We start from the raw sequence: 15207 nt of genomic DNA on the forward strand, positions 1-15207 counted from the left end.
TCACACCCCCATCCGATGGGCGCGCGGGGTGAAGAAGATGCCCGACGGGCTCTTCGCCGCCAGCGAGGCGATGCGGCCGAAGGTCTTCGTCTCGTGGACGTCGACGCGGTTTTCGTCGCGCACCGAGATCCAGACCTCGTGGCCGCGCGGGGTGAACTCGAGATGCAGCACCGCGGGTCCCGGGCGGAAGGCATGGACGACCTTCAGGCTCGGCACGTCGATCACCTCGACCGTGTCGTTGGCCGGGTGGGCGTAGTTCACCCAGACCTGCCGGCCGTCGGGGCGGGCGACGCAGAAGACCGGCTGGCCGTGGACCGGGATGCGGCCGACCTCGCGGAACGTGTCGCGGTCGACGGCGAGGACCTCGTGGCGGCCGACGGCGGGGATGAGCAGCAGATTGCCCGCCGCGCCCCAGCCCTCCATGTGCGGCATCTTGTAGACCGGCAGCGGCTGTTCGCCCTTGCCGTAGCCGACGAGGACCTTCTCGGGGCGGGCGCCGTCCGCCCACAGGTCGAGGCGGACGAGGGCGTCCTCGCCGAAGAGGCCGGCGACGTACCAGCGGCCGTCGGACGTGGCGACGCCGTCGTAGGGCAGGCGGCCGATCTTCGGGTGTCTGGTCAGTTTCGGCGCCTTCGGGTCGGTGAAGTCGCCGATCCAGATCTCGTCGCCGTCGAGCAGCGACCAGGCGAAGGTCCGATAGGGCAGATCGACCAGACCGACGGTCTTGGAGGCCTGTCCGTTCGCGCCGATCGCGGGCACGTCGGCGACCAGCTCCAGCGTCTCGGCATCGAAGACGCGGACGCCGCCGGGCTGGTAGTTCGACACGGCGACGAGGCGACCGTCGTCGGAGATCGCGCCGCCGATGGCGTTGCCGCCCTGGACGACGCGTTTGGCGATCGTCGCCGTCAGGAGATCGACCCTGGTCAGGCCGCCGTCGCGGCCGAAGACGAAGGCGAAGCGCTCCGAACGGTCGAAGACGATCGAGGCGTGGGAGAGATCGCCCAGACCCTCGACGCGGGCGAGGATCGAGCGGCCGGTCGTCTCGATCAGCAGGAGCGAGCCGGTGGCGCGCTCGACGATCAGGCCGAGATCGCCGGTGCCGCGCGGCAGCGGCGTCGGAGCGGCGGCGGCCGGCAGGATCGGCGTCGTGGCGGCGGCGGCGAGGCCGGCGAAGAGGCCGCGCCGCGAGGGGCGGGCGGTGAGGTCGTTGGTCTTCTCGGTCACGGCACGACGCCTTTCTTCAATGCCTCGGCGAGGAAGGTCGCGTCGGCCTCGTCGAGGAGGCCGCGCCAGGGCGGCATCGGCGTGCCCGGCAGGCCGTCGAGGATGACGGCGGCGAGCAGGTCGGTGTCGCGGTCGGCGACGTCCTCGGGCCGCAGCGGCCGGCCGAGACCGCCGCGCAGGGTGAGGCCGTGGCAGGAGCCGCAGTCCTGTACGAGGAGATGGACGAGGGCGCCGCGACGGGCGGCGTCGGGGCGGGGCGTGTCGGCGTGCGCGATCGTGCCCGCACCGGCGAGGAGGCCGGCGGCGAGAACGAGCGCCGCGAAGTGCCCGTCAGAGGGTCGCCGCGCGCTCGACATGGCGAGCCTCCCGTTCGATCTCGGCGGTGGCAGGCCACATCGCCGCGCCGAGCCGGACCACCTCGCCGATGACGAAGAGCGTCGGCCCGTGGCGGCCGATGGCGGCGGCGTCGCCGACGACCGAGGCGAGCGTCGAGACACGGCGGATCTCGCGGGGCGAGGTGCCGTCGACCACCACGAGCACCGGCGTCGAGCCCGAGCGGCCGGCGGCCATCAGCCGCTCGGCGGTCTCGGCGATCGAGGCGGCGCCCATGTAGACGACCAGCGTCGTGCCGGGGTCGGCGAGGGTGGCGAAGTCGTAGTCGAGCGGCTGGTCGCCCTTGCGGTGACCGGTGACGAAGCGGACGCTCTCGGCGATGCCGCGATGGGTCAGCGGCACGCGGGCGCTCGCCGCGATCCCTTGAGCCGCCGTGACGCCGGGGACGACGGCGCAGTCGATGCCGGCGGCGGCCAGCGCCAGCGCCTCCTCGCCGCCGCGACCGAAGACGAAGGGATCGCCGCCCTTCAGCCGCACCACGCGGCGGCCGGCGCGGGCCTCCTCGATCAGGATGGCGTTGATCGCCTCCTGCGGCACCGGATGGCGGCGCGGCTCCTTGCCGACGTCGATGAGTTTCGCGTCGGGGCGGGCGAGCGCCAGCGCCGCGGGGGCGCCGAGGCGGTCGTGGACGACGACGTCGGCGGCGCCGATCAGGCGGGCGGCCTTGAGGGTGAGGAGTTCGGGATCGCCCGGGCCGGCACCCACCAGATGGACCTTCGGCTCGCTCATCGCTTCCCCTCCGTGATGATGACGCGGCCGTTCATCCAGGGATGCGGGCCGCAGACGTAGACGTGTTCGCCGACGGCGAGATCGAGCGTCAGGTCGACGCTCTCGCCGGGCAGGAAGCGCTCGCTCTCCGGCCGGCCGTCGGCCTGGAACCAGATGCTGTGCGAGGTGCGCTTCTCGACGTTGACGACGTGGAGACGGGTACCCGCCGGAACGTCGAGCACGCGCGGGCAGAAGGTCTCCTTGAAGGTGTAGACGACGACGGCGCCCTCCCGCGCCGGCGCCTCGGCGAGGGCGTCCGCGAGGCGGGGCGCGCCTTCGCGGCAGTTCGCCTCGCGTTCCTCCTCGGTGACCCGACCCTGTGCCGCCGCGGTCTCCGCGCCGAGGAGGGCGAGGAGGGCGAGCGCGGCGAGGAGCCCCGAGACCCGGGCCGCGGCCGGGAGGGTTCGGGGCCGCCGGGCGCTCATTTCTTCACCGCCTGGAGGTCGGCCTCGCCACCACCGAGGCCGAGCTTCAGCGCCAGCGAGACGTGGTGGAAACGGGCGGCGGCGTGGTCGTCGTGCAGCGCGAAGCCGACGACGTAGACCTTGCCGAGCGCCAGCGGGATCTCGTCGGGCGAGGAAGACGCGAGTGGGCGCGACAGGACCACGGTCCAGGTGTCGCCCTCGAGCGTGCCGGTCGCCTCGACCGAGCCGGCGTCCTTCATGACGCGGTCGGCGAGCACGGTGCCGTGTTCGGGAGCCGCGCCGGAGCGGAAGCGCATCAGCTCGAGGAAGGCGCCGGCCTTGCGCAGCGCCTCGATCTCGTCGGCGGACTTGAGCTTGTCCCAGCCGCCGCGCGGACCCTTGTCGCCCTTGATGTCGATCTCGGTGCGGGTGTCGGCGAGGTACTTGCGCACGCCGTCGGCGAGGTCGAGCCCGGTGGGGGCGGACTTCGTCGCCTCGGCCGTGGGCGTGTCGGGCATGGAGCGGGCGTCCATGTGACAGGAGGTCCAGCAGCCGGCCTGGTCGATGCGCTCGATGCCCTCGAGATTGGCGAGCGAGACGGTGAACTTGACCTGGTTCTGCGGGTCCATCTTGCCGCCCTCGGCGAAGGGGACGGGCGCATGCGGGCCGTTCTTCCACTGGAAGCGGAACCAGAGGCGATCGTTCGCGACGGCCGACTGGACGGAGACGTCGACGTTGCCGCGCTTGCCGGGGATGGGCGTCGGCTCGGCCTTCTCGCCCGAGACGATCTTGGCGCCCATGTCCTTGGTTTCCTTCAGGTGGCAATCGGCACAGCGATCGCCGGACTTGAGGAAGGTGCGGGCGCCGCCGTGCTCGCGGCCGTTCTGCACCCATTCGAAGGAGGCGGTGCCGGGATAGAAGAGGTTGACGGTCTGGGCGGGGACGCCGGTCCAGTCGAGGGCGCCCGCGGCGGGAGCGGCGGCGTTCGCGGCCGGGGCGGCGCCGGCGGGCGTCGCGGCCTTGGCGGCCTCGGCCTTCATCGCGGCGATGCGGTCGGCGGCGATGGCGTCGGCGGCGGCGGCGATCTCGGCCTTCTTGACTTCCGCCGCGGCGGCTTCCTTGGCCTCTGCGCGGGCGAGACCCTCGCGATAGGTCTCCGGCACCGGCCGGGCGAAGGCGGCGACGGGTTTTTCCAGCGCCTCGATCTCCGCGTCGGTCAGACGATTGCGAACCTGCTTGTGGGCGATGCCCTTGTGGCAGTCGATGCAGGTGTTGCCGGATTCCATCGCCGCGAGATGCTGCTTGCGGGCGCGCGGACGCTGGTTCTCGGGGTTCATGCCCTCGAAGGTGTGACAGTTGCGGCATTCGCGGCTGTCGGACGCCTTCATGCGGTCCCACTCGTGCTTGGCGAGTTCGAGACGGCGGGCGTCGAACTTCTCCGGCGTCGAGATCGAGCCGGTGATCTTGCCCCAGACCTCCTGGCTCGCCTGGATCTTGCGCAGGATCTTGTGGGTCCAGTCCTTGGGAACGTGGCAGTCGGAACAGACCGCCGAGACGCCGGTGCGGTTGGCGGCGTGGATGGTGGTCCTGTACTCCTCGTAGACCGTGTTCTTCATCTCGTGGCACGAGATGCAGAATTCCTTGGTGTTGGTCGCTTCCATCGCGGTGTTGAAGCCGCCCCAGAAGAGAATGCCGGCGACGAAGCCGCCTCCGACCAGCGTCAGGATCGAGTATCTGACGCTCGGGCGACGAAGAAACGCGAAGAATTCGGCTGCACGCTCGGCGAGGCTCATGACCGGCCGCTCCCCTTGCACGGTTTCACGAGAAGTCGAGGGCGCCCGGGGAGATCGCTCTCCCCGGGCGTTCGGGCGTCAGTAGACGTCGTGCTGGGTGTTCCAGACGTTGAACTTGCCGGTCGGGGTGATCAGCTTGGGATCCTTGATGACCGACTTCACCTTGCGGGTGGCGTCGTCGAAGACGACGATCGCCGAAGGCTCGGTCTTGCCGGCCCACAGCGACACCCACACCTCGGTGCCGTCCTTGTTGTATTCCGGCTGGGTCACGCGCTTGATCGACTTCGATTCCGGCAGGCCGGCGAGCTTGGCGACGTTGATCACCTCCGGCGCCTTGTCGAGGTTGGTCAGATCCCAGACCGCGATCGACTCGGCGATGTCCTTCTCCGGATTCTGCGGCGCGTCGGCCCACAGGTTCTTGGACTTCGGATGCGTCTTGACGAAGAGGTTGCCGGCGCCGATGTGCTTCAGCTCCTGCACCACCTTCCAGGCGCTCTCCGGATGCTTGGCCGGATCGGTACCGATCAGGGTCACGACGTCGGCGCCGAGATGGCCCGTCGCCCAGACCGGGCCGTACTTCGGATGGACGAAGTTGGCGCCGCGACCGGGGTGCGGGATCTTCTTGGTGTCGACGAGGGCGGCGAGCTTGCCTTCCTTGGTGTCGACGACCGCGACCTTGTTCGAGGCGTTGGCGGCGACCAGGAAGTAACGGCCGGTCGAATCCCAACCGCCGTCGTGCAGGAACTTCGCCGACTCGATGGTGGTGGTCTTCAGGTTCTTGATGTCGGAATAGTCGACCAGCTGGATCAGGCCGGTCTCCTTGATGTTGACCACCCATTCCGGCTTGATCTGAGACGACACGATCGAGGCGACGCGCGGCTCGGGGTGATACTCGCCGTCGACGGTGACGCCGCGGGTCGAGACGACCTTGAGCGGCTTCAGCGTCTCGCCTTCCATGATCACGTACTGCGGCGGCCAGTAGGAACCGGCGATCGCATACTTGTCCTCGAAGCCCTTGAACTTGGAGGTGTCGACGGAACGCGCGTCGAGGCCGACCTTGATCTCGGCGACGACGGCGGGGGTCTCCATCCACAGGTCGATCAGCGACAGGAGGCCGTCGCGGCCGATGACGTAGACGTAGCGACCGGAGGCCGACAGACGCGAGATGTGGACGGCATAGCCGGTCTTCACCGTCGCGACGATCTGCTTGGTGTCGCCGTCGATCAGGGCGATCTGGCCCGCGTCGCGCAGCGTCACCGAGAAGACGTTCGACAGATTGATCTTGTTCAACTGCTTGGTCGGCCGCTTCTCCGGCGGCACGATGTTCTTCCAGGACGCCGTCATGTCCTTGAGGCCCCACTCGGGCGGGGCGACCGGCGACTGCTGGATGTAGGACGCCATCAGCTTGATTTCGTCCTTGGTGAGGATGTCGTCGAAGTTGACCATGCCGCCGTCGGTGCCGTTGGCGATGATCTTCTCGAGACGCGACTGGCCGAGCTTCAGCGTTCCGCCCTCGGTGACGGTGCCGTCGGCGGCCTTCTTCGACCAGGCCGGCTCGAGGTTCTTGCCGGTGGCACCCTTGCGCAGGACGCCGTGGCAGCCGGCGCAGCGCTGGAAGTAGATCGTGTTGCCCTGCTCCATCTGCTCCTTGGTGAGCGTCGGGGCGGCCGGGGCTTCGGCGGACTGGGCGAAGCTCGACGACGGCGCTGCCACGAGCATGAGGCTCGCGAAGGCAGCGCCGCCGAGGAGTTTGGCCGTGCGGGTTACGGCGTGGGTCATGTGTCCCTCTCCTGAACGGGATCGACGCGCGAGGGTGTTCACGGCCACGTGAGGTCGCCTTGAAAACCGTCAAGTCGAAACGTCGGGTCGCCGAAAAGATGACGTGATGAACCAAGATGATCTGAAATCGATTTCAGGGCGAAAGCATTGTTATATTCGAAGTGCAACTTCGATGTTCATGCTTCTCGTCGCCCAAGACGTGTCGGCGGGCGCGATCGACCGTTTCGCACCGCCGCGCGACGAGCCGGCCTTTCGCGGCCATGCCGCCGAGCACGCGCTGCGCGACCCCGCCGACGAGGCTCGTCATCGCCGTCTGTTCTTCGATCCGGCCGGCCGCGAGATCGGCGAGGCGGGGGTCGACTGTGGTCATCGCGCCGCCACTCGGCCGGACCTCGTCGCCGGCGGCGGGCTGGTCGCCGTGGCGTCGGACCGGCCGAGCGGGCGGGTGCTGGCGCGGCTCTGGGTGCCGCCGGGCGCCGACGGGCGACCGGCCGTCACGGAGGAGGAGGCCCGGAGACGGGTCGCCGCGGCCGCGGTCGCGACGCCCGCCGCGTCCATCGAAATCGCGCGGTTTTCCTGGTGCCGTTGAGGTCGGCCGCCAAATCGCCGCACGAATTCTCACGCACTTGACGCCGGTCAAGACGTCGCGGACGCGGGCGTAGGACAAGAGGGTGCATGGGTTGCGCCGAATTCTCGACGTGGTCCATCGGATTGCCCCAATCGACTTCGGCGGCGCCGCTGCATTCGCGAGGATGCACGTGCGCCGCCTTTTTTGTCGTACGCGACTTGGACTTTCGGTCGGTCTCGGGGGGTGATTACCCGAAATCAAGGAGAGCCCATGCGGCTCCCAGCATCGTCGCGCCGGAGCTGTTCCGAAGTCACGGGGGACTCTATGTTCGACGCGCTCACGAAATCCGCGGCGCGAAACATCTTCTACGGGGGGTCGCTGGCCTTCCTGTTGATCTTCGTTTCGCTGACCGCCCAGAGCCACTTCTACGTGGTGCAGAAGTCGACGGCCAAGGCGCCGCTGACGGAATCCGTCGCTCGAGGCAAGGCCGTGTGGGAAAAGCACGCCTGCATCGATTGCCACACCATCCTCGGCGAGGGCGCCTACTACGCGCCCGAGATCGGCAACGTCTTCGTCCGCTTCGGCGGCGACAAGAACGCTGCCGAAGCCCGCGACGCCATCAAGGGCTGGATCCAGGCGCAGCCGACCGGCATCCCCGGCCGCCGCCAGATGCCGCATTTCGACCTCTCGGCTCAGGATCTCGACGATCTCGTCGACTTCTTCGCCTGGGTCGGAAAGATCGACACCCAGAACTGGCCGCCGAAGGTCTCGGGCTGACGGGGGGAGATGTCATGAAATACGAAAGCCAGAAAGTGGCGCTCGCGTACTTCATCGTCGCGGCCGCCCTGTTCGGAGTCCAGGTCACCGTCGGCCTGCTCGCGGGCTACGTCTACGTCGTTCCGAACTTCCTGTCGGAACTTCTTCCGTTCAACCTCATCCGCATGATCCACACCAACTCGTTGATCGTGTGGCTGCTGGTCGGCTTCTTCGGTGCCGCCTACTATCTGGTGCCGGAAGAGTCCGAGACCGAGATCCACTCGGTCAAGCTCGCCTATCTCCAGCTCGTCATCCTGGTGGTCGGCGCGCTCGGTGCGGTGATCGGCTACGTCTTCCGCATCCACGAAGGTCGCGAGTTCCTCGAGCAGCCGCTCTGGGTCAAGCTCGGCATCATCGTGGCGGCGCTGATCTTCCTCTTCAACCTCACCGTCACGGTGCTGAAGGGCCGCAAGACCGCGATCACCAACGTGCTGCTCCTCGGCCTGTGGGGCATCGCGATCTTCTTCCTGTTCTCGCTCTACAATCCGTCGAACCTGTCTGTGGACAAGATGTACTGGTGGTACGTCGTCCATCTCTGGGTCGAAGGCGTGTGGGAACTGGTCATGGCCTCGATCCTCGCCTTCCTCATGCTGAAGATGACGGGCGTCGACCGTGAAGTGATCGAGAAGTGGCTCTATGCCATCGTCGCTCTGTCGCTCTTCACCGGCCTGCTCGGTACCGGCCACCACTACTACTGGATCGGCACGCCCGGTTACTGGCAGTGGATCGGCTCGATCTTCTCGAGCCTGGAAGTGCTGCCGTTCTTCGCGATGGTCCTCTTCACCTTCAACATGGTGTGGAAGCGTCGTCGCGATCATCCCAACAACGCGGCGCTGCTGTGGTCGCTGGGTTGCGCGGTGCTGGCCTTCTTCGGCGCCGGCGTCTGGGGCTTCATGCACACGCTGCACGGGGTGAACTACTACACCCACGGCACCCAGGTGACGGCGGCGCACGGGCACCTCGCCTTCTACGGCGCCTACGTCTGCCTCAATCTGGCGGTGTTCACCTACGCCATGCCGTATCTCCGCGGCCGCGAACCCTACAACCAGGTGCTCAACATGGTGAGCTTCTGGGTGATCTCCTCGGCCATGGCCTTCATGACCTTCACCCTCACCTTCGCCGGCGTGGTGCAGACCCATCTGCAGCGCGTGCTGGGTCAGGGCTACATGGACGTGCAGGACCAGCTGCAGCTCTTCTACGTGCTGCGTCTGGGCTCGGGCGTGGTCGTGGTGATCGGCGCGCTGATGTACCTCTGGTCGATCCTCGGACCGGTCAAGGGCGAACTCATCTCCCGCGACGGCGCCTCCGCTCCGGCGGAGTGAGCCCGACCGACCTTCTCCCCGGGGGCGCGCTCCCGGGGAGACTTTCTTCCCGATCCGAAGCCCTGCGGGGCGAAGCGACGAGACAGCGATGAACGCTCATCCGAACCATCCCGTGCGCGAGGCGACCACCATGGCCGACATACCCTGGTATCGGCCGGTGGGCGACGAATGCGAGATCTTCGAACGGGCCCATCGGCTGCGCCTGCCGCTGCTGCTCAAGGGGCCGACCGGTTGCGGCAAGACCCGTTTCGTCGCCCACATGGCGGCGAAGCTCGGCCTTCCCCTCCACACCGTGGCCTGCCACGACGACCTGACCGCTGCGGACCTGACGGGGCGTTGGCTCCTCAGTGGCGGCGAGACCGTCTGGGCGGACGGACCACTGACCCGGGCCGTCCGTTCGGGCGGGATCGCCTATCTCGACGAGATCGTCGAGGCGCGCAAGGACGTCACCGTCGTACTGCATCCGCTGACCGACGACCGTCGCATCCTGCCGCTCGAGCGCACCGGCGAGACGCTTTCCGCGCCCGCCGACTTCATGCTCGTCGTCTCCTACAATCCCGGCTACCAGAACCTGCTGAAGTCGCTCAAGCCTTCGACGCGCCAGCGGTTCCTGAGCCTCGAATTCGACTATCCGGCGCCTGCCGTCGAGACCGAGATCGTCGTCGCCGAGACCGGCCTTTCCGGCGACAAGGCGCGGCGTCTGGTCGATCTCGCCGGACGCTTCCGTGCCCTCAAGGGGCAGGACCTCGAAGAGGGCTGCTCGACCCGGCTCGTCGTCTATGCCGCCGCGCTGATCGCCGACGGTCTGCCGGTGCCGCAGGCGCTCGAGACGGCGATGATCGAGCCGCTTTCCGACGATCGCGACGTCAAACAGGGCCTGCGCGACCTCGTCGTCGCCGTCTGGGGCTGAACGCCCGGAGGCGAGACCGATGGACTGGCACGCCTTCTTCGAGCCCGAGGAGACCGTCGGGCGGCTGTGGAACCGGCTGGCGAGCGCGCCGCCGACGCTGCCGCGCTTCGCCGGGGCTTCCGTCGATCTCGCCTCGGTGGCGCGATCGCTCGGCGTGCTCCATCGCGGGCTCGGCGGGTCGGCCGCGATCGAGATCAAGGCCGCCGACGACACCGTCTCGCATCACCGGCTGTCGCTGCGCCGTCGTCTCGGTCGCGACGACGAGCGGGTGACGCTCGCCCGCTTCACCGGCGAGGCACTGCTGCTGCCGGCCGAGATCGCGCTGCTTCCGGAGACGCAAGACAACCGTGCGCTCTATCGCTGGCTCGCCGCCTGGGCGGTGATCGCGGCGGAGGGCGGCGAGCGCCTGCCGCGCGATCCTCTCGCCGCCGACGTCGCCCGCCTGCGCCGGGCGCATGCGCTGACCCGTGCGGTCGAGGAACGGTTTCCGGGCCTCGCCGCCACCGGCGCGGGGCTCGCCCGTCGTCTGCTCGAGCTCAGGCCGAAGCGGGCGTTGCCCGCCCACGAGACGGCGGTGGAACTGGCGATCCGGCGCCTCCTCGGCGGGCCGGAACCGGCGGTCGACAGCTACGGCATCCTCGCCGCGGTCCGCGATCCCGCCCGTCCGCTCGACGACTTCGTCGCTCCGCCGAAGTATCGCCCGGCGCTGCCGGTGGTGCTGTGGGGCGAGGTCGATCTGGTGCGCCCGACCGGTTCGGGACGCCGCGAGGGCGGCGAGGATGCCGCCTCCGGCGGGTCGAGCGGCGAGGAGAGCAAGAAGACGCGACGCGCCAAACGACGGACGAGCGATCAGGTCGAGCGGCCCGACGCCTTCTTCATGCATCGCTTCGACAAGATCCTGAGCTGGGCGGAGTTCCTCAACCTGCATCGCGACGTCGAGGACGACGACGAGGATCAGGCGAAGAAGGCCGCCGACGACCACGACGAGATCGGGCTCGCCGACGTCAAGCGCAAGGCGGCGACGAAACTCGCCTTCGATCTCGATCTGGCGCCGGAGGAGGTCGCCCGCGACCGGCTGTCGGGGCGCCTCCTCTATCCCGAATGGGACTGCCGCCGTGGCGTCTATCTGCCCGATCACGTCTCGGTTCTCGCCGGGGTGGCGGAACCGGCGGCGGACGGGACGTGGAGCCTCGATCCCGCCGCGCGGCGGCGGGTGCGCGAGGTCAAGCGCCGCTTCGAGGCGCTGACCGCCGGCCGCGTCCGCCATCGGGCGCAGATCGACGGGTCGGAGCTCGACATCGACGCGGTCGTCCGCTCGGCCGCCGACATCGCCTCCTGCGGCGAGGGGTCCGACCGGGTCTTCGAGCAGGTGCGCAACACCGCCCGCGATCTCGCCGTGACGCTGCTCGTCGACACGTCGCGCTCGACCGAGGCCTATGCCGACGACCGGCCGGTGATCGAGGTCGAGAAGGAGGCGCTGATCGCCTTCGCCGAGGGGCTCGCGGCACTCGGCGACGATCACGAGATCCTCTCCTTCTCCTCGCTCAAGCGCAGCCGCGTGCGGGTCGAGACGCTGAAGAGTTTCGAGGAACCGCTGTCGGCGCTGGTGCGGGCCCGCATCGGCGGGCTGAAGCCCGGCCACTACACCCGGCTCGGCGCCGCCATCCGCCATGCCACCGTGGGGCTCGCCAAGCGACCCAACCGGCGGCGCCTGCTGATGGTGCTGACCGACGGCAAGCCGAACGATCTCGACCACTACGAGGGCCGTTTCGGCATCGAGGATTCGCGTCGCGCCGTCGAGGAGGCGCGGGCCGCGGGCTGTTCCGTCTTCGGCATCACCGTCGACAAGGAGGCGCGCGCCTACGTGCCGCGGCTCTTCGGGGCGAACGGCTTCGCCGTGATCGGCCGTCCGGGCAAACTCGTCGAGGCGCTGCCGGTGCTCTACCGCCACGTCGTCGGCGCCTGAGGGGAACACCGTGACCGAGCCATCGTCCCGGGCGCATCCGCCCGCCGGCCGCGAGACGCTTCCCGGCAATCCGATGATGTGGCTGCTGATCGCCGCCGAGCTGATGGTGTTCGGCGGCGGGCTCCTCGCCTTCGCCGGTGCTCGGGCGCTCGATCCGGTCGGCTTCCTCGCCGCCCAGTCGAGCCTCGACCGGGTCGCCGGCACGATCAACACCGCGGTTCTGCTCACCTCCGGCCTCTTCGCCGCCCTCGCCGTGACGGCGCGCGAGGCGGGACGGCGCGGGGTGGCGCGGGCGATGCTCGGCGCCGCGGCCGCCTTCGGCGTCGTCTTCCTCGTCGTCAAGGCGCGGGAATACGGGGTCGAGATCGCGGCGGGCCACGGGCTCGACGAGGGCGGGTTCTTCACCCTCTATTTCCTGATCACCGGCTTCCACGCCGTCCATGTCGCCTTCGGCATCGTCGTTCTCGGGGTCGTCGCCTGGTTCGACGACGTCGAGACGATCGAGACCGGGACGGCCTTCTGGCACATGGTCGACCTCGTCTGGGTGGTGGTCTTCCCGGTGATCTATCTGATGCGGTGAGGCACGCGATGCGGCTCTTCCTGACCTGGGCGATGCTGATGGGGCTGACCTTCGCCGCCGGCCTCGTCAATGCCGGCCTCGAGACGGGGCGCTTCGGCGCGCTGCTCGTCGCGGCACTCGGCCTCGTGACGATCGCCAAGGCGCGGCTGATCCTCGCCCGCTATCTGAGGCTCGAGACGGCGCCGAGCTGGCTCTCGGGCTTCACCGTGCCGATCGTCGCGGTGGTGGCGATCGTCGGCCTGTCGGTGATCGCGGTGCGGGAACCGTTCCTGCGGCCGGTCGGGGCGACGCATGCCGCGCCCGCCGCCGTGCCGCAGCGCTGAGCCTCCCCGCGGAGACCGCGAGGTTTCGGCATCCGATGCAGTTGCGATCCGATGGCCGGTGCCTCCGGTCCTCTCCCCCCGCGAGGGGGAGAGACAGAGAGGGGGGCGAGCTTGCCCGTCGGCATTCCTCGCGGAGAGGCTTCATCCCCCCCTCCCTGTCCCTCCCCCTCCGAGGGGGAGGGGACGAAGCGGCATCGCCCGTCGGAAAAAGAGGAGGCGTTTCCGGTCGCTCTCACGACGCCCCGAGCCGGGCGATCACCGCGCGCGGGATGCCGTACTCGGCGATGGCGTCGTCGTGGCGGCGGAAGCCGCGCGTCTCGCGCAGGATGAAATAGTGCTGCACCGCCTCCGCCGCCTCGTGCAGCGCCGCCTCGCGCATGGCGGGCGATGCCGCGGCGAGGTCGGCGAGGGTCTCCTCGACGCGTCGTCCGGCACGGCCGAGGGCGGCGGCCTCCTCGCCGAGGATCTCGAGATCGAGGGCGACGACGCCGGTCGGCGACAGGCTGGCTGGCGATTTCGACAAGGCGGACCTCCTTCCCCGTGGCCCGATGATCGGTCGTCGCGCGCCTCTCGTCCAGCGCGTCGGGCGGTGCTTGGATATGCGGCGGCATCCGGCGTATCGTCGGGACGGTTCAATCACGGAGCGCGCGCATCATGGTGTCCCCGAGCGGATCGACGGTCGACGAGGCCGAGGCCTTCCTCGCCGCCCACCCCGAGATCGTCGCCTTCGACCTCGTCCTGATCGACGCCAACGGCATCGCCCGCGGCAAGATCGTCCGCCGCCACGAACTCCTCGCCATCTATCGCGAAGGCCGCCATCTACCCGGCTCGATCCTGGGGCTCGACGTCTTCGGCGAGGACGTCGAGGCGACGGGCCTCGTCTGGTCCGACGGCGATGCCGACCGCCGCGCCTGGCCGGTGCCGGGGTCGCTGAGGCCGCTTCTGTGGACCGATCCGCCGCGCGGCGAGGTCCAGCTGACGCTCCACGAACTCGACGGCCGGCCGATGGGTGCCGATCCGCGCCATGCGCTGGCGACCCAGGTCGCGGTGGCGGCCTCCGAGGGCTACACCCCCGTGATGGCCTTCGAGCTCGAGTTCTACCTGCTCGATCGCAGCGAGGTCGAAGCCGCCCGTCTGCCGCTCACCGGCGAGCGGCCGATGGCGACGCAGGTCTACGGGCTCGACGCGCTCGACCGGCTGGAGCCCTTCACCCGCGACGTCTATCGCGCGGCGGAAGCCATGGGCCTGCCGCTCGAGACGATGATCTCGGAATATGCCCGCGGCCAGTACGAGTTCACGCTGCGCCACCGCGCCGATGCGCTCGCCGCCGCCGACGACCTCTCCCGCGCCAAACGCATGTTGCGCGCGATCGCGGCGCGTCACGGCATGGTCGCCTCCTTCATGGCGAAGCCCTTCGCCGACCGCGCCGGCTCCGGCATGCACTGTCACGCCTCGCTCGCCGGTCCCGACGGCGCCAATCTCTTCGCCGACCCGGAGGCGGGGCAGCTCGCGCCGCTGCTTCGTCATTCGATCGGCGGGCTGGTCGAGCGGATCGAGGAATCGATGCTGGTCTTCGCGCCGCATCTCAATTCCTGGCGCCGTTTCGCCGCCGAGAGCTATGCGCCGATGGGCACCACCTGGGGCGTCAACAACCGCTCGGTGGCGGTCCGGGTGCCGGAGGGGGCGGCCAAGACGCGGCACCTCGAGCAGCGCGTCGCCGGCATCGACGCCAATCCGCATCTGGTCGCGGCCGTCACCATAGCCGCCATGCTCGAGGGCATCGCCGGACGCAGCGAGCCGGAGCCGCCGATCACCGGCAACGGCTATGCCGGCGAGCGCGATGCCGCGCTGCCGGACGACTGGCGCGCGGCGATCGAGCGGGCAGCGGAGAGCGAGTTTCTCGCCGAGGCGCTGGGGCGGCGGATGCGCGACGTCTTCGTCGCGCTGAAGCGGGCGGAATGGCGCCGCTTCGCCGCCGAGATCACGGCGCTGGAGCGGATCGCCTACACCGAGACGGTGTGACGGCGTCGACGGCGGCCGATCGCGCGATCCCTCGAGAATAAAATTCCGATTGTCCGACGCGGGCGCCGCGGCGAATGCCATGCTCGTGCAACCACTCTCGGCGCAATCGTGCCGTCGCCCATCGACGTTCGGCGCAAAGGCGTGTGCCTTTCTGTCGCCCGCGCGGAGCGGCGGCGAACGGCGATTGCTTGGGTTCGGGAGAAAGCGATTCTAGTTCGTGCCCTCGTCGCCGGATCTCCGTCCGGCGGATCATCGAGGGTTTCCATGTCGGTCGCACGTCACACGCATCTGAAGGCCCTGGAGGCGGAGTCGATCCGGATCATCCGGGAGGTCGCGGCG

General features: G+C 69.3%; 15 protein-coding genes. 8 read left to right on the forward strand and 7 right to left on the reverse strand.

Annotated elements, in window-relative coordinates; all coding sequences use genetic code 11:
- From ACT541_RS18005 to ACT541_RS18030, 6 genes are all read right to left on the reverse strand, one after another.
- Complete coding sequence (locus ACT541_RS18005; protein ID WP_476138484.1) at positions 1-1224, reverse strand: cytochrome D1 domain-containing protein; 1224 nt, start codon at positions 1222-1224, stop codon at positions 1-3.
- Positions 1221-1580 (reverse strand): c-type cytochrome, encoded by a 360-nt coding sequence (locus ACT541_RS18010; RefSeq protein ID WP_476138485.1) that lies wholly within the window; start codon positions 1578-1580, stop codon positions 1221-1223. Before ACT541_RS18010 ends, ACT541_RS18005 begins: the two co-directional genes overlap by 4 nt.
- A complete protein-coding gene (cobA, locus tag ACT541_RS18015; RefSeq protein WP_476138486.1) occupies positions 1555-2346 on the reverse strand; it encodes a uroporphyrinogen-III C-methyltransferase in 792 nt (263 codons plus the stop codon). The genes ACT541_RS18010 and cobA overlap by 26 nt, the downstream gene beginning before the upstream one ends.
- Complete coding sequence (locus ACT541_RS18020) at positions 2343-2810, reverse strand: cupredoxin domain-containing protein (protein WP_476138487.1); 468 nt, start codon at positions 2808-2810, stop codon at positions 2343-2345. Before ACT541_RS18020 ends, cobA begins: the two co-directional genes overlap by 4 nt.
- Positions 2807-4582 (reverse strand): NapC/NirT family cytochrome c, encoded by a 1776-nt coding sequence (locus ACT541_RS18025; RefSeq protein WP_476138488.1) that lies wholly within the window; start codon positions 4580-4582, stop codon positions 2807-2809. Before ACT541_RS18025 ends, ACT541_RS18020 begins: the two co-directional genes overlap by 4 nt.
- A gap of 78 nt (positions 4583-4660) precedes the next feature.
- Complete coding sequence (locus ACT541_RS18030) at positions 4661-6361, reverse strand: cytochrome D1 domain-containing protein (protein WP_476138489.1); 1701 nt, start codon at positions 6359-6361, stop codon at positions 4661-4663.
- A 172-nt stretch (positions 6362-6533) separates the two neighbouring features.
- Between ACT541_RS18030 and ACT541_RS18035 the strand changes: the two genes are divergently transcribed.
- From ACT541_RS18035 to ACT541_RS18065, 7 genes are all read left to right on the forward strand, one after another.
- Positions 6534-6950 (forward strand): hypothetical protein, encoded by a 417-nt coding sequence (locus ACT541_RS18035; protein WP_476138490.1) that lies wholly within the window; start codon positions 6534-6536, stop codon positions 6948-6950.
- A gap of 303 nt (positions 6951-7253) precedes the next feature.
- The gene (locus ACT541_RS18040) at positions 7254-7706 is read left to right on the forward strand and encodes a c-type cytochrome (RefSeq protein ID WP_476138491.1); all 453 of its coding nucleotides are present in this window, start codon (positions 7254-7256) and stop codon (positions 7704-7706) included.
- A 14-nt stretch (positions 7707-7720) separates the two neighbouring features.
- The gene (locus tag ACT541_RS18045; RefSeq protein ID WP_476138492.1) at positions 7721-9067 is read left to right on the forward strand and encodes a cbb3-type cytochrome c oxidase subunit I; all 1347 of its coding nucleotides are present in this window, start codon (positions 7721-7723) and stop codon (positions 9065-9067) included.
- 88 nt (positions 9068-9155) lie between these two features.
- Entirely contained in the window at positions 9156-9977 is an 822-nt protein-coding gene (locus ACT541_RS18050) for an AAA family ATPase (RefSeq protein ID WP_476138493.1), read from the forward strand.
- Positions 9978-9996: 19 nt separating this feature from the next.
- Positions 9997-11943 (forward strand): nitric oxide reductase activation protein NorD, encoded by a 1947-nt coding sequence (locus tag ACT541_RS18055; protein WP_476138494.1) that lies wholly within the window; start codon positions 9997-9999, stop codon positions 11941-11943.
- Positions 11944-11953: 10 nt separating this feature from the next.
- The gene (locus ACT541_RS18060; RefSeq protein WP_476138495.1) at positions 11954-12523 is read left to right on the forward strand and encodes a cytochrome c oxidase subunit 3 family protein; all 570 of its coding nucleotides are present in this window, start codon (positions 11954-11956) and stop codon (positions 12521-12523) included.
- A gap of 8 nt (positions 12524-12531) precedes the next feature.
- Complete coding sequence (locus ACT541_RS18065; protein WP_476138496.1) at positions 12532-12846, forward strand: hypothetical protein; 315 nt, start codon at positions 12532-12534, stop codon at positions 12844-12846.
- A 232-nt stretch (positions 12847-13078) separates the two neighbouring features.
- Here the strand turns inward: ACT541_RS18065 and ACT541_RS18070 are convergent, their stop codons facing one another.
- Positions 13079-13369, reverse strand: coding sequence for a DUF6665 family protein (locus ACT541_RS18070; RefSeq protein WP_476138497.1), 291 nt, complete (start codon positions 13367-13369; stop codon positions 13079-13081).
- A gap of 131 nt (positions 13370-13500) precedes the next feature.
- Between ACT541_RS18070 and ACT541_RS18075 the strand changes: the two genes are divergently transcribed.
- Complete coding sequence (locus ACT541_RS18075; protein ID WP_476138498.1) at positions 13501-14868, forward strand: glutamine synthetase family protein; 1368 nt, start codon at positions 13501-13503, stop codon at positions 14866-14868.
- Positions 14869-15207: the final 339 nt, after the last annotated feature.

This window comes from Pinisolibacter sp. DMC100 (assembly GCF_056313705.1).

Coding starts and splice junctions, on each gene's coding strand:
- ACT541_RS18010 (WP_476138485.1), bottom strand. CDS start 1,580: ATGTCGAGCGCGCGGCGACCCTCTGACGGGCACTTCGCGGCGCTCGTT.
- cobA (WP_476138486.1), bottom strand. CDS start 2,346: ATGAGCGAGCCGAAGGTCCATCTGGTGGGTGCCGGCCCGGGCGATCCC.
- ACT541_RS18020 (WP_476138487.1), bottom strand. CDS start 2,810: ATGAGCGCCCGGCGGCCCCGAACCCTCCCGGCCGCGGCCCGGGTCTCG.
- ACT541_RS18025 (WP_476138488.1), bottom strand. CDS start 4,582: ATGAGCCTCGCCGAGCGTGCAGCCGAATTCTTCGCGTTTCTTCGTCGC.
- ACT541_RS18030 (WP_476138489.1), bottom strand. CDS start 6,361: ATGACCCACGCCGTAACCCGCACGGCCAAACTCCTCGGCGGCGCTGCC.
- ACT541_RS18035 (WP_476138490.1), top strand. CDS start 6,534: ATGTTCATGCTTCTCGTCGCCCAAGACGTGTCGGCGGGCGCGATCGAC.
- ACT541_RS18040 (WP_476138491.1), top strand. CDS start 7,254: ATGTTCGACGCGCTCACGAAATCCGCGGCGCGAAACATCTTCTACGGG.
- ACT541_RS18045 (WP_476138492.1), top strand. CDS start 7,721: ATGAAATACGAAAGCCAGAAAGTGGCGCTCGCGTACTTCATCGTCGCG.
- ACT541_RS18050 (WP_476138493.1), top strand. CDS start 9,156: ATGAACGCTCATCCGAACCATCCCGTGCGCGAGGCGACCACCATGGCC.
- ACT541_RS18055 (WP_476138494.1), top strand. CDS start 9,997: ATGGACTGGCACGCCTTCTTCGAGCCCGAGGAGACCGTCGGGCGGCTG.
- ACT541_RS18065 (WP_476138496.1), top strand. CDS start 12,532: ATGCGGCTCTTCCTGACCTGGGCGATGCTGATGGGGCTGACCTTCGCC.
- ACT541_RS18075 (WP_476138498.1), top strand. CDS start 13,501: ATGGTGTCCCCGAGCGGATCGACGGTCGACGAGGCCGAGGCCTTCCTC.